A 21,465-nucleotide genomic window follows, 5' to 3' on the forward strand; every position below is an offset into this window, starting at 1 on the left:
TTTCTGAGGAGTGCACATGGACGTCATTCAACCTTGCATCAAAATTCAAGTTCACACCAAATACATCGAAGAACAGTCCAATCCTGAGCTACAACGCTACGTTTTCGCCTATATCATCACCATCAAAAACCTTAGCCAACAAACCGTGCAGTTAGTGAGCCGTCGCTGGTTAATCACAGACTCGAATGGCAAGCAAATGACGGTTGAAGGTGATGGTGTGGTGGGTCAACAACCTTTTATTCCAAGCAATGATGAATACACGTACAGTAGCGGAACCGCGTTAGAAACCCCTGTCGGCGTTATGCAAGGGCACTACAAAATGCTGGATGAAAAAGGACAGGAGTTCATCACCGAAATTGAACCATTTCGTCTTGCTGTTCCAAATGTTTTAAATTAGTAAATTGGAGATTCAGTGGCTACTTATATTGTTGGTGATATTCAAGGCTGTTTTGATGAATTGCAGCGACTACTAGAACAAGTCTCTTTCTCTGCGAAAAAAGACCAACTTTGGCTCGCTGGTGATTTGGTCGCCAGAGGGCCTAAATCACTAGAAACTTTACGCTTTGTGAAGTCGCTTGGCAAAAGCGCAACCGTTGTGCTTGGTAATCACGACCTTCACCTGCTCGCCGTTGCTCACGGGATAAAAAAGGTCAAAGACAAAGATAAAACCGCGCCTATTTTCACAGCACCCGACAAAGAAGATCTATTAGCATGGCTAGCTCAGCAACCTCTTATGGCTGAGCATGACGAGTTCGTGATGTGTCACGCTGGGATATCACCGCAGTGGAATCTAAAAACTGCAAGAAAATGTGCCCGCGAAGTTGAACGCATCATCCAAAGTGAAGAGCTGCCTTGGCTCTTAAAAAACATGTACAGTAATCAACCTGATTCCTGGGATGACTCTCTACAGGGTTTGGACCGATACCGTTATATTATCAATGCTTTTACGCGGATGCGCTTTTGTTTCCCCGATGGTCGTTTGGATATGGATTGTAAACTACCACCACAACAAGTTTCCGGTAACGAACTTATTCCATGGTTTGATGTACCTCAGCGCGTTCACCTCAATAAAACGGTGTTATTTGGTCACTGGGCTGCACTACAAGGCCATGTAGACGAAGAGATCATCGGTCTGGATACTGGCTGTGTTTGGGGCGGAAGCCTAACCATGATCCGTTGGGACGATAAGAAAATCTTTACTCAGGATGCGTTAAGTTAAACACGGAATAATAGTCGATAATCCATCGTAGGGAGAATGCCTGTCACCTAACATCTCCTGTAGAGTCATTCCAGCGACTTAGCGAGACTAGGAATCTAATATCCGCACGCTGCGGGTAGATAGAGATACCTTTGACAACAAAGTACTCGTATAGAAGATCCTGAATCACGCTCCTCCGTCGCTTTCAGGATGATGGCAGGCCGGGATGGCCGCTCGCTGTTATACGAACGGCATTATCGTATTAACTACGCTGTATTAATCTCGAATTACTTTTCTAACACAGTAAAGCGCATGTTGTAGGCGTTCTTCTCATCGGCTTGATACTTTTCTGAGTAAGTTTCCTTAAACTCGTCTCCCCAATCTGGGAACTGAGTATCACCATCAATCGCGGCTTCAATGTGTGTTACATATAGTTTATTGGCCATCGGCAGACAAGCTGCGTAAATCGCACCACCACCAATGATCATCACTTCTTCCACGTCACCAGCCACGTCCAAAGCTTGCTCAATCGATGTTACGGTAGTAACGCCTTCGATCTTTAGTGTCTCATCACGGCTGATAACAATATTCAAGCGACCAGGTAAAGGGCGACCAATAGACTCATAGGTTTTGCGTCCCATCACAACCGGTTTTCCCATGGTACAACGCTTAAACCAAGCGAAATCGGCGGGAAGATGCCAAGGCATTTGATTGTCTTTGCCAATGATGCGATTGTCGGCCATCGCGGCAATCATACTAATGATCATGTTAGGTCCTTATACAATTGGTCTGCGGCGATAGAATAACAGCCCTGGAACAGCAAGACCAACAGCTAAACCTGCAATAATAAACATGGCCTTAAGAAAGTTCTCCATACAAGTTGCAACGAGCTCAGGTGAATAACCAATATGGTTGATCTCAACCATGGCTATCATTGCTTTGTAAGCAAACACGCCAGGTACCATCGGGATCAAAGCTGCCACAGTGAACACTTTTGGGTGCGCGAGAAAGCGGCGAGACCAGTACACACCAATCATCCCAACTAGCGTCGCGGCAAAAAAGGTCGCCCATTCAATGGGAATACCAAACTGCATCATCAAATAACGGCTGCCGTGTCCAATCGCGCCGCCAACAGCACAATACACTAAAGCTCTTTGTGGCACGTTAAAAACCAGTGCAAATCCAACTGCGGGAATCGCAGCGAAAAACATGTCATTCAGCAGGCCAAGCATCAAATCAAACAAACTCATTAGATTGCCCACCCCCAAATTCCAGTAACGCTCATCGCAGCAACGATGCCCAAACACGTCGCCAACGTCAGTAAGCTGGCCATCACAAATCGGGCAATACCCATGTTAATGTGCCCTTTCAGCATGTCTGCCACTGAGTTAATCAACGGGAAACCCGGTACGAGCATTAATACCGACGATGCCATTGCAACGGTGGGCAGATTGCCGATTTGGTAGATTTCCGCTTGCGCAGAAATTAAGGTCGTCACAAAGGCTGTCGCTGCAAAGTTCAGTAAAGGGTTAAAGTGACGATGACCAATTTCTTGGCGAACGATCATACCACCAGCTGATGCTAAAAAGGTCATAACAAATACCCCCCAATCACCACCTGCCAGATGGCTGAATGCCGCACATGACAGGCCAATCATAAACACCACCAGCCATCGGTTATAACGCTCTGGACTGATGGCGTTCAGCTTTTTCTGCGCCATGGCTGCATCGAGCAGCCCACGCTCCATCATGATGCAGATACGTTGAATTTGCGTAATAACGCGCATATTAATGCCACGATCGGCACAACTTCGGGTAGTGGTGATGCAGTGTCCATCCATTACCGTCGTTACAACCAGTGCATTGGCTGATAGCGCAACCGCAACTTCATTAACCCCACAAGCAAGGCCAATACGGCGCATAATATCGCTCACCAGAGTACTTTCAGCACCATGAGCGAGTAGCATTTGCCCGGCCTGGGCAACAAGGCGAGAAATAGATCGTTGAGTGGATACCGCCAACTCTCCAGACGGTATGGTTTCTAGAGTCATAAATAAGTCTAATTCCTTTTAGGGTGTTGCTCATTCATACGCGAGAGGTCCAAACTAGCCCTCAAAAATCACGACGTATCGGCTATTGTGCCGTAAATCACACCATCTAAATATGATTTAGATACAAAAAAAGCCGCAATAAATAATTGCGGCTTAATGAATTATAGACAAACAGGCATTGTTTGACGGTTCTGATTAGTCACGAACGTAGACAACGTGACCGTCATCTTCTTCATCGTCCCAGTCATCCCAATCGTCGTCATCATCTTCAGTGATAACGTCTTTACCCGCCATCGCATCTTTATGGTAGTCATCCCACATGAAGTTAACTTTATCTTCTTCAGCCACTTCTTCCTCTTCGCGAGGTAGGTTATCCATAAAGTCAGCCAATTTGTAACAAAGCTCTTTAGTACCGTTACGATTGATCGCCGAGATCTTAAAGTACTCGTCTTCCCAGCCTAGTGCGTCTAAGATTTCTTGGATCTTCTCATTCGCTTCTTCTTCAGGCATTAAATCAACTTTGTTGAATACTAACCAGCGTGGCTTGCTTGCCAGTTTTTCACTGTATTGCTCTAGCTCATCAATGATCGTTAATGCATTTTGCACCGGATCAGACTGATCAATTGGCATAATATCGATCATGTGCAGCAACACTCGGCAACGCTCTAAGTGCTTCAAGAATCGAATACCAAGACCAGCGCCATCTGCTGCACCTTCGATAAGACCTGGAATGTCTGCAACAACAAAGCTTTTCTCTGGTACGACACTCACTACGCCCAAGCTTGGGATCAACGTCGTGAATGGGTAATCAGCGACTTTTGGTTTTGCTGCTGAGACTGCGCGGATAAAGGTTGATTTACCTGCATTAGGTAGACCAAGCATACCAACGTCAGCAAGAAGCAATAGTTCAAGGCGAATTTCACGTACTTCACCTTTTGTGCCTAATGTTCTTTGACGAGGCGCGCGGTTTACTGAAGATTTGAAACGCGTGTTACCTAGACCGTGCCAACCGCCTTTTGCGATCATCACTTTCTTACCGTGTTCAGCAACTTCTGCCACGATTTCATTTGTGTGGATATCCACTGCGCGCGTACCTACAGGCACGCGAAGAACGATGTCTTTACCACGTTTACCAGTACAGTTACCACCGCGGCCATTCTCACCACGCTCCGCTTCGTAGAAGCGCTGGAAACGATAATCAATCAGAGTGTTAAGGTTTTCATCGGCTTGGATATAAACATCACCACCGTCGCCACCATCACCGCCATCAGGGCCACCTTTAGTGATGAACTTTTCACGCCAGAAACTCACAACGCCGCTACCGCCGTCGCCAGCCTGAACTTTTACTACCGCTTCATCTACGAACTTCATCTTTTACTCCGACTACTTCGTGCGTGGATTAAATCTACTTTGTCATCTGACAATTTTAGCAGATGACAGATCTAAGCTCCCAGCCCACAAATAAGGTGGAAACGAGAAACTTCGATATGTCGACTGCCATAAATAAAAAACCCCGCCGATTCGGCAGGGCTTTTGAATTCAGCTTAAAGCTATTAAGTAACTTGGTAAAAACCTAATTACTCAGCTTCGATGCTTACAAACTTACGGTTCTTAGGACCTTTCACTTCGAACTTCACTTTACCTTCAGTAAGAGCGAATAGAGTGTGGTCTTTACCGATACCTACGTTGTTACCAGCGTGGAACTTAGTACCACGTTGACGAACGATGATGTTACCTGCAAGTACAGATTCACCACCGAAACGCTTAACACCTAGACGTTTGCTTTCTGAATCGCGGCCGTTACGAGTAGAACCACCAGCTTTTTTGTGTGCCATTGTTAAACTCTCCTAATAGATTAAGCGTTGATACCAGTGATCTTCACTTCAGTGAACCACTGACGGTGACCCTGTTGCTTACGAGAGTGCTTACGACGACGGAACTTAACGATTTTAACTTTATCGCCACGACCGTGTTGTACAACTTCAGCAACAATTTTGCCGCCCTCTACAAGAGGAGCACCAACTTTGATGTCTTCGCCGTTAGCAACAAGAAGAACTTTATCAAATTCTACAGTTGCACCAGTTTCAACGTCTAATTTCTCTAAACGAAGAGTTTGACCTTCGCTTACACGGTGTTGTTTACCACCAGATTGGAAAACAGCGTACATATTTTACTCCGCTTTTTCCGCACAGCCTTTCTTGAGGGTGTGCGCTAAACTAATCATCAATAGGGCGCAGATTCTACAGAATAGATGCTCCTATGACAAGCCATATTTTGAAAAAATTGGCGAAAAGCTAATCGCCAAAGAAAAGTGCGGCAATCATGCCCTTTAGTAATGTATTAATCAACGTTTTTTAGTGTATTATTCGACAATTATATAAATCGAATAAGCCTTGCAGGGTCTAACTTCAGCCGGATATACGATGGATTTTAAAACTATCCAAGCGCTTACTGCCGATGACATGGCAAAAGTGAATGAAACAATTCAAGCCCAACTTAATTCTGATGTCTCTTTAATCAACCAGCTCGGTTTTTATATCGTGAGTGGTGGAGGCAAACGCCTGAGACCGCTTTTAGCGATACTGTCAGCCCGCGCACTTGGTTACCAAGGCAACGGTCATACCATGGCAGCTGCGTTTATTGAGTTCATCCATACAGCGACTTTGCTGCATGATGACGTGGTCGACGAATCAGACATGCGCCGCGGTAAAGCAACTGCGAATGCTGCATTTGGCAATGCTGCTAGCGTGTTAGTTGGGGACTTTATCTATACTCGCTCATTCCAAATGATGACGGAGCTAGGATCCATGAAGATCCTTAAGCTAATGAGCAACGCCGTAAACGTGATCGCCGAAGGTGAAGTTCAGCAGTTGATGAACTGTAACGATCCTGACACGACAGAAGAAAGCTACATGCAAGTCATCTACTCTAAGACGGCACGCTTATTTGAGTCTGCAACTCAAATTGGCGCAATCTTAAACGATGCTCCTGAGCATGTTGAAATCGCAATGCAAAATTACGGTAAGTATTTGGGTACTGCGTTTCAGCTTATTGATGACGTCATGGATTACACCTCTGATGGCGAAGACATGGGTAAAAATGTGGGGGATGATTTGGCTGAAGGCAAGCCAACTTTGCCTCTACTTCACGCTATGCGTAATACCACGCCAGACAATGCCCTCATGATTCGCGAAGCAATTGAGAAGGCCAATGGCATGGATCGCTTAGAAGAAATTCTCGCGGTGATGAAAGAGACCGGATCTCTGGAATACACGACGCAAAAAGCACTAGAAGAAGCAGACAAAGCGATCGAAGAACTATCAGTATTGCCGGAATCTGAATACAAGCAAGCGCTTATTACTCTGGCTCATGTCGCGGTACAACGCACGAAGTAATCATAGCAACCCATAACGCAAGACTTAAAACAAAAAGGAAGAGCAAGCTCTTCCTTTTTTGTATCTGATACCTAATGCCGTGATAAGCGCTAGTAATATCTGTCACTACCGCCATGCAGTTGTGGGTCATCTTCTATTTCATCAAAGCTAACCGCAATCTGCTGATCAGAGCCTTGTTTCGACAACAGTACCGTCTCTGCTTCACGGTCGACCACCAATATCGTACCTACGCCCTGCTGGCACTCAACAACCATGCCTTTACGGATTCGACTTGCTTCCATCATCTTCTCCTTCACCACGTTGTTTTGATCAAGTAATTTTACGAAGCAGAGAAGCTAAAGATCAAAAAAGCCGATCATTTTGATCGGCTTTCTTCTTATTCGAGCTTTCTAGATTACTTTGCGAATTCAACACCAATGTTGATGTCGCCATTTAGTGTTTCTAGCATACCGTCTAGTGCAGACTTTTCGTAGTCGCTGAGTTTGCCATAGCTTAGTACTTCTTCTACGCCTTCTTTACCCAGTTTCACAGGCTGTGCGAAGTAAGTCGCATGTTCACCGTCGCCTTCAACGTATGCACATTCAACTACGCCTTCTTCACCTTGAAGAGCACGAACTAGAGACAGACCAAAGCGACATGCAGCTTGGCCCATTGATAGTGTTGCACTACCACCACCCGCTTTCGCTTCTACAACTTCAGTACCTGCGTTTTGAATACGTTTCGTTAATGCTTCTACTTCTTCAGCTGTAAACTCAACGCCTTCCACTTGAGACAGTAGAGGTAAGATCGTTACGCCAGAGTGACCACCGATAACAGGTACGCGAATGTCACCTGGATCTTTGTCTTTTAGCTCTGCAACGAATGTTTCTGAACGGATAACATCCAGTGTTGTTACACCGAACAAGCGACGCTTATCGTAAACACCCGCTTTTTTAAGTACTTCAGCGGCAATTGGCACTGTTGTATTTACCGGGTTTGTGATGATACCAACACAAGCTTTCGGACAAACAACCGCAATCTTCTCCGCTAGCGACTTAACGATACCAGCATTTACATTGAATAGATCCGCGCGATCCATACCAGGCTTACGAGCAACACCTGCAGAAATCAGCACAACATCCGCACCTTCTAGTGCTGGAGTAGGATCTTCACCCGCGTAACCTTTGATAGAAACTGGCGTCGGGATGTGGCTAAGATCAGCAGCCACACCAGGAGTTACTGGAGCAATATCGTATAGGGCTAAATCAGAACCAGCAGGAAGACGGTTCTTAAGTAGAAGGGCCAGGGCTTGACCGATGCCACCAGCGGCACCAATAACGGCTACTTTCATGTAGTTCTCCTTGAGAGTATTTCTCTTATAAACGTATTCGTAGGGTAGTTTGTAACCAACTTAAATAAAGCTATCGGAATCACAACTTGATTACAATCAATTAACGCTAGCTTTGCGACCTCGCGCAACTCGCTGTTACCGTGCTACAAATGGGGCTTGGATTATTCTTTTATTCTGTTGAAATGACAAGGAATTCAAGAAAACAAAAACAGCCCTACTTCATATAGTTAAAGAATTCCATGTGGTATATAGTTTACAGTGACGTAACTAACATAATACTGGGACTCTTTGGCACCGCATGAATATATATGCGAGAATATGCAAAATTGCTGACCCGTAATAAGAGATTCGTAATGACTATGCGCAATTCAGAAAAACAAGACAACTTAGTCCGCGCCTTTAAAGCCCTATTAAAAGAAGAGAGCTTTGGCTCACAGGGTGAGATTGTTGATGCACTCAAACAACAAGGATTTGAAAGCATTAACCAATCGAAAGTATCACGCATGCTGACTAAATTTGGCGCCGTCCGCACACGCAATGCAAAAATGGAAATGGTTTACTGCCTTCCTGCTGAGCTAGGCGTACCGACTGTAAGCAGCTCTTTGCGTGAACTGGTGCTAGACATTGACCATAACGCGGCATTAGTTGTTATCCATACTGGCCCTGGTGCTGCGCAGTTGATTGCTCGCTTGCTTGACTCACTGGGTAAATCCGAAGGTATTCTTGGTGTTGTTGCAGGTGATGACACTATCTTTATCACTCCAACGATGGCGATTACGACTGAACAGTTGTTCAAATCAGTGTGTGAACTGTTCGAATACACTGGCTAAGTTCTTTCACATTTAGATCAGCTAACTCTTTGTGGGCTATAAAAGAAATCTCATTTTGTAGCCCATGATTTATGTAAATTTTTTGCTTATCCAGACCATTATTTAACCACCTATTTTGTGATTAACATCACGCAATTGATCTTTTTCACTTCGTTCACTTAATACTTATTAAGTGTTTGTTATAAAAAGAATTAAATCACAAATCTAACACTATCCTCCTGCACAAGATTCAGACTTATCAACTATAACATTTAACAATTGGATAATTTTCTGCCAATTTTTTGTTATGATTCGCTCGCTTTTTCAAACGATTGGATTGGAAAAGATGCCGTTTCCAAATAGGAAACTCCAGAAGTGATTTATGGTTATTTCCGGGTAAATAATGAATATAAGGAAGGGAAATTCATGGCATTTAACAAACTTCTCAAAGTAGGCGCTATCGCTGCAGCAGTAATGGGTGCAGGCGCAGTTAACGCTCAAGAGTTTATTACTATCGGTACTGGCTCTGTTACAGGTGTTTACTACCCTACTGGTGGTGCTATCTGTAAATTGGTCAATAAAGGTCGTAAAGAACACAACATTCGTTGTTCAGTAGAATCGACTGGCGGCTCTATTTACAACGTTAACACTATCCGTGCTGGCGAGTTAGATTTTGGTATCGTGCAATCGGATTGGCAGTACCACGGCTACAACGGTACGAGTAAGTTTGCGGAACAAGGCCCGTACAAAAAGCTACGTGCAATGTTCTCTCTTCATACAGAACCTTTCAACATCATTGCTCGTGCAGATTCAGGTATCGAAAACGTTGAAGACCTAAAAGGTAAGCGCGTAAACATCGGTAACCCTGGCTCTGGTGACCGTGCAACCATGGGCGTTGTTATGGAAGCGATGGGCTGGACAAACGACAGCTTCAAATTGGCTTCTGAGCTAAAGGGCTCTGAGCGTTCTCAAGCACTTTGTGACAACAAAATTGACGCATTCATTTACATGGTGGGTCACCCGAACGGTTCAATCAAAGAAGCAACAACATCATGTGATGCTAAGCTAGTTTCTGCAACTGGCCCGAAAATCGATAAGATTGTTGCTGATAACCCATACTACGCCTTTAGCTCAGTGCCGGCTGGCATGTATCGTGGCACAGACAAAGACGTAAACAGCTTTGGTGTTGCGGCAACGATGGTTACAACAGCAGACGTTTCAGACGATGTCGCTTACAACGTTGCAAAAGCCGTGTTTGAAAACTTCGATACGTTCAAACGTCTACACCCTGCGTTTGCAAACCTGAAAAAAGAAGACATGGTGAAAGCGGGTCTATCTATCCCTCTTCACCCAGGTGCAGAAAAATACTACAAAGAAGTGGGTCTACTTAAGTAACTTCCTCAGACTCCAAACTCACAGGCAGGAAAAGATGGTTTTCTGCCTGTTTGAGCATGCAGGTTGTAGCACGTGCTAACTGCATGCTTCATTCGCCAGTTTTCTTCCGAAAATTGCGAGTTCATACCCAAGAAAAACTTAAACGCCGCCTAGCAGAGTCTCCAAAATTCAACACTTTGAGTTCAGGCAGCAAAATACTCGAAAGCAAACTTCGCTCCATTCGCTACACTGATAAAGGCGAAGTGTGGTTCTCGATAAAAATCCGACAGGACCATCAATAATAAGGAAAAAGTACATGGCGACGAATCAAGCTCCGTCACAAGATGTGCAAGAAATGGTGGCTCAGGCAGACACAGGTGCACGTAGCCCCTCGGGAATGCAAGGACGAATCCTTTGGTTTGTTCCTCTGTGTTGGTCACTATTTCAATTATGGTACGCATCTCCGCTACCATTTATTTTTAATTTCGGCGTACTGAACGACACGGAAGCGCGATCAATCCACCTCACTTTCGCGATCTTCTTGGCTTTCACTGCTTATCCAGCGATGAAAAATTCCCCTCGCGATCATATCCCTCTTGTCGATTGGATATTGGCGCTAGCAGGTAGTTTTTCTGCGGCATATATTTACCTTTTTTATACCGAGCTAGCTGGACGTTCCGGTGCACCAACAACGGTAGATATCGTCGTTGCTGTCATCGGTATGGTTCTCCTTTTAGAAGCAACACGCCGAGCGCTCGGTCCACCACTGATGGTGGTTGCTGCTGTCTTCCTTACTTACACCTTTGCTGGCCCTTACATGCCCGATGTCATCGCGCATAAAGGAGCGAGCTTAAACAAGGCCATGTCTCACTTATGGCTAACAACGGAAGGTGTATTCGGTGTCGCATTAGGCGTTTCAACCTCTTTTGTGTTCTTGTTTGTATTGTTTGGCGCCATGCTGGAACGCGCTGGTGCAGGTGCTTACTTCATTAAAGTCGCCTTTTCTTTGCTGGGTCATATGAAAGGTGGTCCTGCAAAAGCGGCCGTTGTTGCATCTGGTTTATCCGGGCTTGTTTCTGGCTCTTCAATCGCAAACGTGGTAACCACTGGTACCTTTACCATTCCATTGATGAAACGTGTCGGTTTTCCGGGCACCAAAGCGGGAGCCGTTGAAGTTGCTGCCTCAACCAATGGTCAGTTAACGCCACCAATCATGGGCGCGGCGGCATTCTTGATGGTGGAATATGTCGGTATCTCCTACGTTGAAGTGATTAAGGCTGCCCTACTTCCGGCACTTATCTCTTACATCGCTTTGATTTACATCGTTCACCTTGAGGCGTGTAAAGCGGGTATGACAGGTCTTCCTCGTCGCCACAACCCAACGTTAGTACAAAGTTTGCTTTCCTTTACTGGCACAATCTTAGGACTGTGTGTGATCAGCGCATTGGTTTACTACGGAGTGGGTTGGACGAAAGATGTCTTTGGTGATGCCGCGACGCCAATTGTTACGGTTGCCCTGTTAATTGCGTACGTTGGCTTGGTGAAAATCTCAGCAAATCACGTGCAAGATGGCGCAATTGAGATTGATGCAGAGTTAACAGAAGTACCTGATCCTGGCCCAACGGTTAAATCTGGTTTGCACTATCTACTGCCTATCGTTGTATTGGTTTGGTGTCTGACTGTAGAGCGCTTCTCGCCAGGTCTTTCAGCATTCTGGGCAACAGTGTTCATGATTTTCATTTTGCTGACTCAGCGTCCATTGATTGCTCTGTTATCAAAGCAAGGTGACATGATGCAGCAAACCAAAGATGGCTTCGTTGATCTGGCTGAGAGCTTGGTTGCTGGCGCTCGTAACATGATTGGTATCGGCGTTGCAACGGCAGCGGCAGGTACCGTGGTTGGGGTCGTCACCCTAACGGGTATTGGCCTAGTTATGACCGACTTCGTTGAGTTTATCTCTGGCGGTAGCATCATTCTTATGCTGCTGTTTACTGCAATAATCAGCTTGGTTCTTGGGATGGGTCTACCGACAACGGCGAACTACATCGTAGTATCTACGTTGATGGCACCGGTTATTGTCACGCTAGGTGCAGCACATGGCTTGATCATCCCACTCATTGCGGTGCACTTGTTCGTTTTCTACTTTGGTATTTTGGCCGACGACACCCCACCCGTAGGTCTTGCGGCATTTGCGGCGGCTGCGATTGCTAAATCAGACCCGATTCGTACAGGTATCCAAGGCTTTACTTACGATATTCGAACCGCCATTTTGCCATTCATGTTTGTATTCAATACCCAGCTACTGTTGATGGGGATAGACTCTTGGTGGCATTTAGCACTCACTGTCATCTCATCGATCATTGCGATGCTGATCTTTTCCGCCGCAACACAAGGATGGTGGTTCACGCGTAACAAGTGGTGGGAAACCGTTCTATTATTAGTACTGACATTTTCGTTTTTCCGTCCTGGTTTTTGGTGGGACATGCTGTATCCAGCGAAAGTTCTTTCTCCTGGCGTTGAGGTAGCTCAAATCACGGAAACGCTAAATGTAGGAGAATCATTGGAGCTACGTGTTGCCGGCGAAAACCTTGAGGGCGACTACATCGAGAAAACGGTTCGTCTTCCATTCGAAGACAGTGCGACAACAGCGGAAGCACGTATTTCTTCTATGGGTCTGATGCTGACCGAAAGCGACAACAAAATGATTGTCGATATGGTCGAGTTTGGTAGCCCGGCAGAGTCTGCAGGTATCGACTTTGATTGGGAGATCAAGTGGGTTATCCAAGATGCAGAACGTCCGATGAAAGAATGGGTATTTGTGCCATGCTTAATGATTTTGCTGGTGCTTGCCATGAACCAAAAACGTCGTGCTCGTAAGGAACAATTGAGCGCATAACCGATTTGGCCCCGAGGACAAGGGGCCTTAGTGAGAGACATTGAATGTACAAACAAATTCTTGTTCCGGTTGATCTAAATGACCAAGGCTTTTCAGACCGAGCGGTTGAACTAGCGGTTTGGCAGGCAAAGCAAGCGAATGCGCAAATCCACCTTCTAACAGTACTACCTGGTATTCACATGTCGATGGTTGCTACATACTTCCCAAAAGATGCAGCAGCCAAAATGAAGCAAGACGTGAAGCAGCAATTAAAAGCTTTCGCCAATAAGCATATTGCTGAAGATGTTGTGTACCAAGTGCATGTTGCTGAGGGCAAAGCCTACGCGACGATTCTTGATTATGCAGAGCGCTTGGGCGCTGATCTCATCATTATGCCAAGTCACAAGCGTTCTAAAATCAATAAAGTAATGCTTGGCTCTGTCGCAAGTAAGGTCGTGGAATATTCTCCAATCAATGTGATGGTCGTGAAACCACAAGGTTAAACAACTAAAGAAACGAAAAAGGACGCTAACATTAGCGTCCTTTTTATATTGAACAAGTAAGAATTATGCCATTACTGGGTAATCGGTATAGCCTTCTGCTCCACCCAAATAAAAGTGCTCAGGTTTTGCCTCATTAAGAGGTGCATTTTTCTTAAATCGCTCAACTAAATCAGGGTTGGCGATAAATGGAACGCCAAATGCGACCACATCAACTTGATTTTCTGCGATTGCTGTTGTCGCTTCTTGTGCACTGTAGCCCACGTTGGCCATTAGGTAACCTTGATAGTTTTCGCGCGCTGGCTTGAGAACATCTGCTTTTTGTACGCCCTTTAGATCCGCACGCATCACGTGCCAATAAGCAAGATCGAAAGCATTAAGTTGCTTAGCTAAGTAACGAACCAAGCCAACCGGATCGCTGTCTTTCATGTCATTAAATCCATTTAATGGTGATGTGCGCAGCCCTACTCTTCCAGGTCCCCATACCTCGACCACTTCTTTAACTATCTCAAGTAAGAAACGAGCACGATTTTCGACCGAGCCACCGTACTCATCAGTACGTAAATTCGATCCATCACGAAGAAAGTTATCGATAAGATAACCATTGGCACCATGTATCTCCACACCATCAAAGCCTGCTTTCTTGGCGTTTTCCGCACCTTGCTTAAACGCCGCCACAACAGAAGCTATCTCATCCACTTCGAGTGCTCGTGGTACCGTATATGCTTGCTTACCTGAAGGGGTATGAACTAACTCATCACGAATGGCTAGTGCGCTCGCTGCAACAGGCGTTTTCCCATCATTCAGTTCAGGATGACAAGCGCGTCCCGCATGCCAAATTTGCAATACGATCTTACCGCCTCTCTCATGAACCGCATCCGTTACCTTTTTCCAAGCTGCAATTTGTTCTTCGTTATAAATGCCCGGTTCTGCCATAAAAGCAGACGTTCCTTCCATCACCATGGTGCATTCAGCAATGATAAGTCCAGCACTCGCGCGTTGAGCATAGTACTCAACCATAAGGTCGTTCGGGATATGATCTGCGCTGGCACGAGCGCGCGTTAAAGGGGCCATAATGGCACGGTTATCTAATGCTAATTGACCGAGTTCGATAGGAGAAAATAAGTCTACAGAGTTGGACATGTTGTTTACCTCAAATGACAATAACTTGATGGCTAAGGATGAAGAGCCAGACTATAATCAGATCAATATTGAAACAATATGGATAATTGAAAGTGATTGTTCGAAATTTAGAAACAATTGACTTTAGGACGCTCTCTATCTTTGTCACAAGCTGTCGACGACTGAGCTTAACCAAGTGCGCGCTAGAGTTAAACCTACCAAAATCTACTGTTAGTAAAGCCATAACCAAACTCGAACAACACTTTGAAGCCAAGCTCCTAGAGCGCACGACCCGAAAGTTGGTGATTACCGAAGCTGGTCAAATGGTTTTAGAGCGTGCTGCAAGCTTAGTTGAAGAATTTCACTCGATTGGTCAAGACGTTCAGGAAATGGAACAGCAGATCCAAGGTCGGCTTCGCATTGCTGCGCCACCAGCATTGGACGCGTATATGGCTGAGCACATCTTTTTACCATTTTTAAAACAATGGCCAAAAGTACAAATTGCGTTAGAAGCATCGAACGATTTTGTTGATCTGTTTTCACACGGTTTTGATATGGCAATTCGAGTCGGCCAGATCGTCGATGATCGACTGATTGCTAAAAAATTGGGCTACACCACCCGAGTATTGGCCGCCAGTCCTGAGTATTTAGCTGAGTGTGGCGTACCTAAAACGCCAGAAGATCTGACAACACACAACTGTTTGAGATATCAGTATGTTTCAGAGATAGGCCCTTGGACGCTGATCTCACACGATAATACCGTCAATGTTTCGGTAAGCAGTAACTTCTCAAGTACAACTGTAGAAGCAATATTAAAAGGCGCACTCAAAGGACTAGGCATCGCTAACTTACCTATGCAAAACATGACGCAAGAGCTAGAAAATGGCTCCTTAGTCAGAGTCTTACCTCAATGGCACACGGTACCAATGCCCATTTATTTAGTCTATCGTCCTGGCGCAAACCGAACGCGACGAGTACAAGCGATGATTGACCATATCATGAGCCTAAGATCTCAGTTTGAATTTGGTCCTCGACATGGTTTGTGTTGCGGTGAAGCATAATCCCGCCACCAATGAGCATTAGCGTGCGGCTCGGATAAATGCCGCAAGCTTCTCACTAACATGCTGTTCACTCAATGCAGACATACTATCCGCCGCTTCCACTTTGCCATCAGCCACAAACACAAAGTGGCTGGCAATGGCTTTGGCATCGCTTAAATGGTGCGTGACCATCAATACGGTTATTCCCCTCTCTGCCGCCAGTTTTTTTACCAAGCTCAGCATCTCTTCACGTAAAACCGGATCAAGCGCCGAGAAAGGCTCATCCAACAGCCACATGGGATGAGGCTGAACAAAACAACGCGCCAAGGCAACACGTTGACGCTGCCCTCCAGAAAGGTGCTCAGGCAAACGGTCGAGGTACTCTGCAACGCCAACTTGCTGCGCCGCTTGTTCAACCTGACGTTTTTGGTCTACCGTGAGCTTTAGCCCTGGGTGTAAACCTAAGCCAATGTTGTCACGCACCGACAAGTGAGAAAACAAGTTATGCTCTTGGAACAGCATGGAGAAAGGACGCTGATAAGGCTCTTTGTGCACAATAGACTCACCATCAACCCGAATGTCACCTTGGTCAGGATGGATAAACCCAGCCACCAACGCCAGCAAAGTCGATTTTCCAGCCCCACTTGGTCCCATCAGCGACACTATCTGACCTTGCTCAATCGTTAAGTCAAAACGAAACAGCTCACGTTGGTAGGTGTACTGCACATCATCCAACACTAACATTACGCTCTCTCCTTCGTTTTCAATACTTTCTCAATCAAGGCAAAACAGCCCACACTCAACAACAATAGGGTCACCGATACCACCGCAGCTGCGTCCATCTGATAACTGCCAAGAAACTGGAACAAATACAGAGGTAAGGTACGAAACTCTTGTCCACCAAACAGTGCGATGGCACTTAAATCCCCTATTGCAAACATAAAGCTAATCGCAAACGCATGTGCAAACGGCTTGCGTAGCGCCTGCCACTCCACCACTTTAAATCGTTGCCAACCACGCATGCCTAAGCTGGCACACAGATACTGGTATTGCTGCTCGATGTGCAGCATTGGCTGTGCCAGCGTTTTGATCACGTAAGGCAAAGCCATCAAACCATTTACCAAAATCACAACAAAAAACGCCAAGCTAAAAACATCGGTAAATGATCGCAACAGCAAGAATAATCCGGTGCTAATCACCAAACCTGGCGTCACCAAAATAATGGTGCCGATTAACTCAATCTGATCGGCTCGCGTGTTTTTGTACTGCAACCGCCAACGGCGACTGGTCAATAGTATGGACACCCCTGCAGCGACCGCAAGCGCACTGGCTAACCCTGCCACTTTGAGTGAGTTAGATAACGCAGACCAAAAACGTTCATCGGTTAACACCGTCCAAACTTGTTGGTTGATGCCACTCAGTAACACCATCAATAACGGTGGTATCACCAGTAAAAAGGCACCTATGATCCAAAAGCTATCCCAAGCTTTTGACCACCCATGATCCTTCGTTAAATATTGCTGTACCGATGTGCTGCCAGCACTGATAGAAACAGGCTTTGTTAACTTCTGCACTCCAATGGCAAGCAGTCCACATAACAGCATCTGCCACAGCGCCAATAACGCCCCAGCTTGTAAATCAAAATCAAACTTAATCGCTTGGTAAATTGCCAATTCAATGGTGGTGGATTTTGGCCCGCCCCCCAATGCCATTACAGTGGCGAAACTGGTGAAGCACAGCATAAATACCAAACCACAAACGTGGGGAAGTTGCTGTCTTAAACGCGGCCATTCCACCCAACGAAACTTATTCCAATGGTTCATACCTAAATGCGCACACAGCTTATGTTGCTCGGCAGGAATAGATTCTAATGCTTGCAGAAGCAATCGCGCCGCGTAAGGTAAATTAAAGAACACATGGGCGAGTAAAATTCCGTTCAAACCGTAAATAGAAAATGGCAGTTTAGTATCGAAACTTTGCAACCACTGCGCTAACAAACCGCTGTTGCCATAAATCGCTAACAGCCCGAAAACACCAACCAAAACAGGCAAAACTAGCGTCGATGCAAACAGCTTAAGCAGTAATGACTTACCCCAAAATTGGCGACGTGAAAGCGCGTGCGCAACTGGGATGGCAAAGCCAACACTGAGCAATGTGGAAAGAAAAGCTTGGTAGAAGCTGAACTTGGTGACATGTTGATAATACGGGTCGTCCCATACCACAGACACATCAAGTGAAGGGGCTTGAACAATCAAAGCACCTAGGGCAGAAACAACAAAGGCCGCGATGATCATCGCGACCCCTAAACCTATTTTTGGAACAGAATTCAAAGGTAAAACCTATCTCATTCAGATGAGGGGTGGAACGTCAGCTAAAACGTCAGTGCGCTTTGCCATTCGCGAATCCAAGACTTACGCATTTTTGCCACTTCATCAGCACTAAAGCTCAACGACTTGTTTGGAACGCTCAAGGTTTCAAAACCTTTAGGTAACTCAACGTCTGTAACAGGGTACATCCAGTTACCCGTTGGCATCGCTGACTGGAACTCATCACTTAAAATGAAATTCATAAATTGATCAGCAAGTTCTGAATTTTTTGCCCCTTTCACTTTAGCGGCGACTTCAACTTGCATGTAGTGACCTTCAGCAAAATTCGCCGTCGCAAACTTTGAATCGTTTTCCGCAATTAAGTGGTACGCAGGTGACGTAGTGTAAGAAAGCACTAAGTCCGACTCGCCGTTAAGGAACATGGAATACGCTTCTGACCAACCTTTCGTGACCGTTACGGTTTTGCTCGCTAGCTTCTGCCACGCTTGCGTCACATCGTCGCCATAGATGGATTTCATCCACAGCATCAAGCCTTGGCCAGGCGTTGACGTACGCGGATCTTGATAAATCACTTTCAAATCGTCGCGCGTATCCACCAGCTCTTTCATGCTTTTCGGCGGATTAGCAAGTTTCTCTGTGTTGTACACAAACGCGAAGTAGCCGTAATCGTACGGTACAAACGTCGTGTCACTCCAACCATTTGGTAACACTGTGTTAGCCGTATCCACATTGTGCTCGGTAAGCAGGCCGGTTTTCTTCGCTTCGGCCATCAGGTTGTTATCCAAACCTAACACGATGTCGGCTTTGCTATTACCGCCTTCGAGACGAAGACGATTCAGGATCGACACACCATCGTCCAACGCCACGAAGTTAACGTCACAGCCACATTTTGCTTCAAAAGCTTGCTCGATTTTAGGACCTGGTCCCCAATCTGCGGCAAAAGAATCGTAGGTATAAATAGTTAATGGGTTTTCAGCAGCAAACGCTGAAGTTGAAGTAATTGCAGCTAAGGCAATCAGACTTGAAGTGGTTTTCACTGCTCGCTCTCCATGAGTATTTCAGAGAAATAAGTTGAGCGGCACAGGGTTGAGGCGGCTATTAAGGACTTCCAATATCCAGACTCAATTCCTACGCCAGCATTATCTGGTTCAGGTAATACGGGTCCCTAGTAAAGCACTTAGGTCTCAGCGCCCAAATGCATTGATTGACTCAATGCTAAATGGGTTTGCTCCCCGATGAGTTGGATGGATTGTAAAGGTATTTGAGTGGTTACACAATCAGCTCACGAACGCTGGTCATAACCCCAACGAGGCACTAAACCTTGCTCAATACCTAAGTGGTCGAGAATTCTCGCCACCATAAAATCCACTAAGTCTTCAATGCTCTTTGGCTGATGGTAGAAACCCGGAGCCGCTGGCATGATGGTCACGCCCATTTGCGATAGCTTGTGCATGTTCTCCAGATGCAGCGTTGAAAATGGTGTTTCGCGAACGACGAGCAACAACTGCCCACGCTCTTTCATCACCACGTCAGCGGCGCGCTCAATCAAGTTATCCGACATACCATGCGCGATCGCCGCAACACTTCCTGCTGAACATGGGCAAACCACCATTTGCTTGGGTGCCGCAGAGCCAGACGCTACCGGTGAGAACCAGTCATCTTTACCACAAACGGTGATGTTATTTGGGTCACAGTTGAGGTGTTCCACCAACGCTTGCTTTGCGGCTTCTGGCCCACTTGGCAGCTTAAGGTTGTGTTCGGTTGCCATCACGACACGAGCCGCCGAAGAGATCAGAACGTAGACATGATAATCCGCCGCGACTAAACATTCTAAAAGGCGCAGACCATAAGGCGCACCAGATGCTCCAGTTAACGCTAAAGTGATGGCTTTTTCTGCTTGCTGCTGTTTGTTTTGCATAAAATCAGGCTTTTTGTTTAAGTTGCTCGAGGATCTTGCCGTGAATACCGCCAAAGCCACCATTACTCATCACGAGGATTTGGTCACCTGGCTGCGCACGTTCAACGATTTTCGCTACAAAGTTATCGATGTCAGCGTCAACAAAAGCAGGTTGCTGACATTGTTCCGCGATATCTTGCACCGACCATTCGATGTTGTCTGGTTGGAATAAGAACACTTCATCTGCGCTGTGTAGCGAATCCGCGAGTGTGTTTTTGTGCACGCCGCGCTTCATAGTGGCAGAACGAGGTTCCAACACGGCAAGAATGCGTTTTTCGCCTACCTTGTTACGCAAACCACCGACGGTGAGTTCAATTGCCGTTGGGTGATGCGCAAAATCATCGTAAACCGTCACACCTTGCTCTTCACCTTTTAACTCAAGACGGCGCTTGGTGTTAATGAAACGGCCCAGAGCCTGACACGCAAGCTCCGGCGTTACGCCAACGTGTCGCGCCGCGGCAATCGCCATTAACGCATTATCAACGTTATGATCACCCACCAAATCCCATTCGACGGTACCGACCTTCTCGCCTTGTAGAGCAACTTCAAATTTTGAGCCATCGACCACTAATTTGTGCGCCTGCCAGTCGCCATCAACACCTGAAAACTGCTTTTCTGTCCAGCAACCACGCTCTAATACATCCGCCAAAGCTTGGTCTTGCTTCGGAGCTAAGATTAAGCCATTGCCGGGAACCGTTCGCACTAAATGATGGAATTGGCGCTTGATCGCCTCTAGATCATCGAAGATGTCAGCATGATCAAACTCAAGGTTGTTCATGATTAAGGTTCGAGGATGGTAGTGCACAAACTTAGAACGCTTATCGAAAAAAGCACTGTCATATTCGTCCGCTTCAACGACAAAAAACATGCTTTCACCCAAACGAGCAGAGACTCCAAAGTTACCAAGTACTCCACCAACTAGGAAACCAGGTTGATAACCGCAGTCTTCGAGTATCCAAGCCAGCATGCTCGACGTGGTCGTTTTACCGTGTGTACCCGATACCGCCAATACCCAGCGATCGTGCAGCAAAAACTCGTTGAGCCACTGCGGACCAGAGGTGTAGCGCATGTTGGTATTGAGCACATGTTCAACACATGGGTTACCACGGCTCATGGCATTACCGATCACCACAAGGTCTGGTTGAGGGTCGAGTTGAGACGGGTCGAAGCCTTCAATAATTTCAATACCTTGAGACTCAAGCAACGTGCTCATCGGTGGGTAAACGTTGGCATCAGAACCAGTGACTTTATGCCCTAATTGGCGCGCTAAAATCGCAGCGCCGCCCATAAATGTGCCACAGATACCCAAGATATGAATGTGCATAAACTAAACCTTGTAATGCGTTCTTTAATGCTTTCATTATCGCGATCACAACCAGAAAAGCGAGAGACTTTAGCCTTCTTCTTGCAGTCCCTTTCACAAATATGACAAGGTTGAACACAGACTGTACAACCTCTTGCTTACTGATGAATCCCTCAAACAAGTCT

The 21,465-nt window shown here is 46.0% G+C and carries 22 protein-coding genes and 1 riboswitch; of the genes, 8 read left to right on the forward strand and 14 right to left on the reverse strand.

Going from position 1 to position 21,465, the window contains the following annotated elements; translation table 11 throughout:
• Positions 1 to 16 precede the first annotated feature (16 nt).
• On the forward strand, positions 17 to 397 hold the full coding sequence (gene apaG / locus F7Y48_RS12825; RefSeq protein WP_005379668.1) for a Co2+/Mg2+ efflux protein ApaG: 381 nt from the start codon (positions 17 to 19) through the stop codon (positions 395 to 397).
• Between the two features lie 15 nt (positions 398 to 412).
• Positions 413 to 1,219, forward strand: coding sequence for a symmetrical bis(5'-nucleosyl)-tetraphosphatase (locus F7Y48_RS12830; RefSeq protein ID WP_164666520.1), 807 nt, complete (start codon positions 413 to 415; stop codon positions 1,217 to 1,219).
• Between the two features lie 266 nt (positions 1,220 to 1,485).
• Here F7Y48_RS12830 and folA read toward each other — a convergent pair whose 3' ends face one another.
• The 6 genes from folA to rplU form a co-directional block, all read right to left on the reverse strand.
• On the reverse strand, positions 1,486 to 1,965 hold the full coding sequence (gene folA, locus F7Y48_RS12835; RefSeq protein ID WP_046874034.1) for a type 3 dihydrofolate reductase: 480 nt from the start codon (positions 1,963 to 1,965) through the stop codon (positions 1,486 to 1,488).
• Between the two features lie 9 nt (positions 1,966 to 1,974).
• Positions 1,975 to 2,448, reverse strand: a complete 474-nt coding sequence (locus tag F7Y48_RS12840) for a threonine/serine exporter family protein (protein ID WP_005392295.1) — start codon at positions 2,446 to 2,448, stop codon at positions 1,975 to 1,977.
• Positions 2,448 to 3,248 carry a threonine/serine exporter family protein gene (locus tag F7Y48_RS12845; protein WP_150916207.1) on the reverse strand — a complete coding sequence of 267 codons (801 nt, stop codon included), beginning with the start codon at positions 3,246 to 3,248 and terminating at the stop codon, positions 2,448 to 2,450. The genes F7Y48_RS12840 and F7Y48_RS12845 overlap by 1 nt, the downstream gene beginning before the upstream one ends.
• Positions 3,249 to 3,443: 195 nt before the next feature.
• On the reverse strand, positions 3,444 to 4,619 hold the full coding sequence (cgtA, locus tag F7Y48_RS12850; RefSeq protein WP_005383091.1) for an Obg family GTPase CgtA: 1,176 nt from the start codon (positions 4,617 to 4,619) through the stop codon (positions 3,444 to 3,446).
• Between the two features lie 206 nt (positions 4,620 to 4,825).
• Positions 4,826 to 5,083 carry a 50S ribosomal protein L27 gene (gene rpmA / locus F7Y48_RS12855; RefSeq protein WP_005383095.1) on the reverse strand — a complete coding sequence of 86 codons (258 nt, stop codon included), beginning with the start codon at positions 5,081 to 5,083 and terminating at the stop codon, positions 4,826 to 4,828.
• Positions 5,084 to 5,103: 20 nt separating this feature from the next.
• A complete protein-coding gene (gene rplU, locus F7Y48_RS12860; RefSeq protein WP_005383096.1) occupies positions 5,104 to 5,415 on the reverse strand; it encodes a 50S ribosomal protein L21 in 312 nt (103 codons plus the stop codon).
• A gap of 256 nt (positions 5,416 to 5,671) precedes the next feature.
• Between rplU and ispB the strand changes: the two genes are divergently transcribed.
• On the forward strand, positions 5,672 to 6,643 hold the full coding sequence (ispB, locus tag F7Y48_RS12865; RefSeq protein ID WP_316684444.1) for an octaprenyl diphosphate synthase: 972 nt from the start codon (positions 5,672 to 5,674) through the stop codon (positions 6,641 to 6,643).
• Positions 6,644 to 6,732: 89 nt separating this feature from the next.
• Here ispB and F7Y48_RS12870 read toward each other — a convergent pair whose 3' ends face one another.
• The gene (locus tag F7Y48_RS12870; RefSeq protein ID WP_005392299.1) at positions 6,733 to 6,924 is read right to left on the reverse strand and encodes a hypothetical protein; all 192 of its coding nucleotides are present in this window, start codon (positions 6,922 to 6,924) and stop codon (positions 6,733 to 6,735) included.
• A gap of 113 nt (positions 6,925 to 7,037) precedes the next feature.
• A complete protein-coding gene (mdh, locus tag F7Y48_RS12875) occupies positions 7,038 to 7,973 on the reverse strand; it encodes a malate dehydrogenase (protein ID WP_005392300.1) in 936 nt (311 codons plus the stop codon).
• Between the two features lie 359 nt (positions 7,974 to 8,332).
• Between mdh and argR the strand changes: the two genes are divergently transcribed.
• The 4 genes from argR to F7Y48_RS12895 all read left to right on the forward strand — a co-directional run bounded on the left by argR (position 8,333) and on the right by F7Y48_RS12895 (position 13,534).
• Complete coding sequence (gene argR, locus F7Y48_RS12880) at positions 8,333 to 8,803, forward strand: transcriptional regulator ArgR (protein WP_031780246.1); 471 nt, start codon at positions 8,333 to 8,335, stop codon at positions 8,801 to 8,803.
• A gap of 405 nt (positions 8,804 to 9,208) precedes the next feature.
• A complete protein-coding gene (locus F7Y48_RS12885) occupies positions 9,209 to 10,177 on the forward strand; it encodes a TAXI family TRAP transporter solute-binding subunit (RefSeq protein ID WP_005392302.1) in 969 nt (322 codons plus the stop codon).
• A gap of 295 nt (positions 10,178 to 10,472) precedes the next feature.
• A complete protein-coding gene (locus tag F7Y48_RS12890; RefSeq protein ID WP_065644958.1) occupies positions 10,473 to 13,052 on the forward strand; it encodes a TRAP transporter permease in 2,580 nt (859 codons plus the stop codon).
• Positions 13,053 to 13,096: 44 nt separating this feature from the next.
• Positions 13,097 to 13,534, forward strand: a complete 438-nt coding sequence (locus tag F7Y48_RS12895) for a universal stress protein (protein WP_005392306.1) — start codon at positions 13,097 to 13,099, stop codon at positions 13,532 to 13,534.
• A gap of 63 nt (positions 13,535 to 13,597) precedes the next feature.
• On the opposite strand, the gene F7Y48_RS12900 is transcribed toward F7Y48_RS12895, so the two are convergent.
• Positions 13,598 to 14,674 carry an alkene reductase gene (locus tag F7Y48_RS12900; RefSeq protein ID WP_316684449.1) on the reverse strand — a complete coding sequence of 359 codons (1,077 nt, stop codon included), beginning with the start codon at positions 14,672 to 14,674 and terminating at the stop codon, positions 13,598 to 13,600.
• 92 nt (positions 14,675 to 14,766) lie between these two features.
• Here F7Y48_RS12900 and F7Y48_RS12905 point away from each other — a divergent pair, with 92 nt between their 5' ends.
• Positions 14,767 to 15,714: a LysR family transcriptional regulator gene (locus F7Y48_RS12905; protein WP_316684452.1), complete on the forward strand. Its 948-nt coding sequence runs from the start codon at positions 14,767 to 14,769 to the stop codon at positions 15,712 to 15,714.
• An 18-nt stretch (positions 15,715 to 15,732) separates the two neighbouring features.
• Here the strand turns inward: F7Y48_RS12905 and thiQ are convergent, their stop codons facing one another.
• The 5 genes from thiQ to mpl all read right to left on the reverse strand — a co-directional run bounded on the left by thiQ (position 15,733) and on the right by mpl (position 21,301).
• A complete protein-coding gene (gene thiQ / locus F7Y48_RS12910) occupies positions 15,733 to 16,437 on the reverse strand; it encodes a thiamine ABC transporter ATP-binding protein (RefSeq protein ID WP_182033097.1) in 705 nt (234 codons plus the stop codon).
• Positions 16,437 to 18,023 carry a thiamine/thiamine pyrophosphate ABC transporter permease ThiP gene (gene thiP / locus F7Y48_RS12915; protein ID WP_193447944.1) on the reverse strand — a complete coding sequence of 529 codons (1,587 nt, stop codon included), beginning with the start codon at positions 18,021 to 18,023 and terminating at the stop codon, positions 16,437 to 16,439. Before thiP ends, thiQ begins: the two co-directional genes overlap by 1 nt.
• A gap of 41 nt (positions 18,024 to 18,064) precedes the next feature.
• On the reverse strand, positions 18,065 to 19,057 hold the full coding sequence (gene thiB / locus F7Y48_RS12920; RefSeq protein WP_193447945.1) for a thiamine ABC transporter substrate binding subunit: 993 nt from the start codon (positions 19,055 to 19,057) through the stop codon (positions 18,065 to 18,067).
• 71 nt (positions 19,058 to 19,128) lie between these two features.
• Positions 19,129 to 19,265: riboswitch (TPP riboswitch) on the reverse strand.
• Between the two features lie 37 nt (positions 19,266 to 19,302).
• The gene (locus tag F7Y48_RS12925; protein ID WP_006742964.1) at positions 19,303 to 19,938 is read right to left on the reverse strand and encodes a flavin prenyltransferase UbiX; all 636 of its coding nucleotides are present in this window, start codon (positions 19,936 to 19,938) and stop codon (positions 19,303 to 19,305) included.
• Positions 19,939 to 19,942: 4 nt separating this feature from the next.
• Positions 19,943 to 21,301, reverse strand: coding sequence for a UDP-N-acetylmuramate:L-alanyl-gamma-D-glutamyl-meso-diaminopimelate ligase (gene mpl / locus F7Y48_RS12930; protein WP_124007403.1), 1,359 nt, complete (start codon positions 21,299 to 21,301; stop codon positions 19,943 to 19,945).
• Positions 21,302 to 21,465 lie beyond the last annotated feature (164 nt).

It is taken from the genome of Vibrio sp. 2-1-2a (genome assembly GCF_032648565.1).
GTDB classification, from domain to species: domain Bacteria; phylum Pseudomonadota; class Gammaproteobacteria; order Enterobacterales; family Vibrionaceae; genus Vibrio; species Vibrio diabolicus.

What these genes read in the sequence shown, in the direction of transcription:
- F7Y48_RS12885 (WP_005392302.1), top strand. Translation starts at nt 9,209, where the DNA reads ATGGCATTTAACAAACTTCTCAAAGTAGGCGCTATCGCTGCAGCAGTA.
- argR (WP_031780246.1), top strand. Translation starts at nt 8,333, where the DNA reads ATGCGCAATTCAGAAAAACAAGACAACTTAGTCCGCGCCTTTAAAGCC.
- mpl (WP_124007403.1), bottom strand. Translation starts at nt 21,301, where the DNA reads ATGCACATTCATATCTTGGGTATCTGTGGCACATTTATGGGCGGCGCT.
- rpmA (WP_005383095.1), bottom strand. Translation starts at nt 5,083, where the DNA reads ATGGCACACAAAAAAGCTGGTGGTTCTACTCGTAACGGCCGCGATTCA.
- cgtA (WP_005383091.1), bottom strand. Translation starts at nt 4,619, where the DNA reads ATGAAGTTCGTAGATGAAGCGGTAGTAAAAGTTCAGGCTGGCGACGGC.
- thiQ (WP_182033097.1), bottom strand. Translation starts at nt 16,437, where the DNA reads ATGTTAGTGTTGGATGATGTGCAGTACACCTACCAACGTGAGCTGTTT.
- F7Y48_RS12895 (WP_005392306.1), top strand. Translation starts at nt 13,097, where the DNA reads ATGTACAAACAAATTCTTGTTCCGGTTGATCTAAATGACCAAGGCTTT.
- F7Y48_RS12845 (WP_150916207.1), bottom strand. Translation starts at nt 3,248, where the DNA reads ATGACTCTAGAAACCATACCGTCTGGAGAGTTGGCGGTATCCACTCAA.
- F7Y48_RS12925 (WP_006742964.1), bottom strand. Translation starts at nt 19,938, where the DNA reads ATGCAAAACAAACAGCAGCAAGCAGAAAAAGCCATCACTTTAGCGTTA.
- F7Y48_RS12870 (WP_005392299.1), bottom strand. Translation starts at nt 6,924, where the DNA reads ATGGAAGCAAGTCGAATCCGTAAAGGCATGGTTGTTGAGTGCCAGCAG.
- folA (WP_046874034.1), bottom strand. Translation starts at nt 1,965, where the DNA reads ATGATCATTAGTATGATTGCCGCGATGGCCGACAATCGCATCATTGGC.
- rplU (WP_005383096.1), bottom strand. Translation starts at nt 5,415, where the DNA reads ATGTACGCTGTTTTCCAATCTGGTGGTAAACAACACCGTGTAAGCGAA.
- F7Y48_RS12900 (WP_316684449.1), bottom strand. Translation starts at nt 14,674, where the DNA reads ATGTCCAACTCTGTAGACTTATTTTCTCCTATCGAACTCGGTCAATTA.
- ispB (WP_316684444.1), top strand. Translation starts at nt 5,672, where the DNA reads ATGGATTTTAAAACTATCCAAGCGCTTACTGCCGATGACATGGCAAAA.
- F7Y48_RS12840 (WP_005392295.1), bottom strand. Translation starts at nt 2,448, where the DNA reads ATGAGTTTGTTTGATTTGATGCTTGGCCTGCTGAATGACATGTTTTTC.
- apaG (WP_005379668.1), top strand. Translation starts at nt 17, where the DNA reads ATGGACGTCATTCAACCTTGCATCAAAATTCAAGTTCACACCAAATAC.
- F7Y48_RS12890 (WP_065644958.1), top strand. Translation starts at nt 10,473, where the DNA reads ATGGCGACGAATCAAGCTCCGTCACAAGATGTGCAAGAAATGGTGGCT.
- mdh (WP_005392300.1), bottom strand. Translation starts at nt 7,973, where the DNA reads ATGAAAGTAGCCGTTATTGGTGCCGCTGGTGGCATCGGTCAAGCCCTG.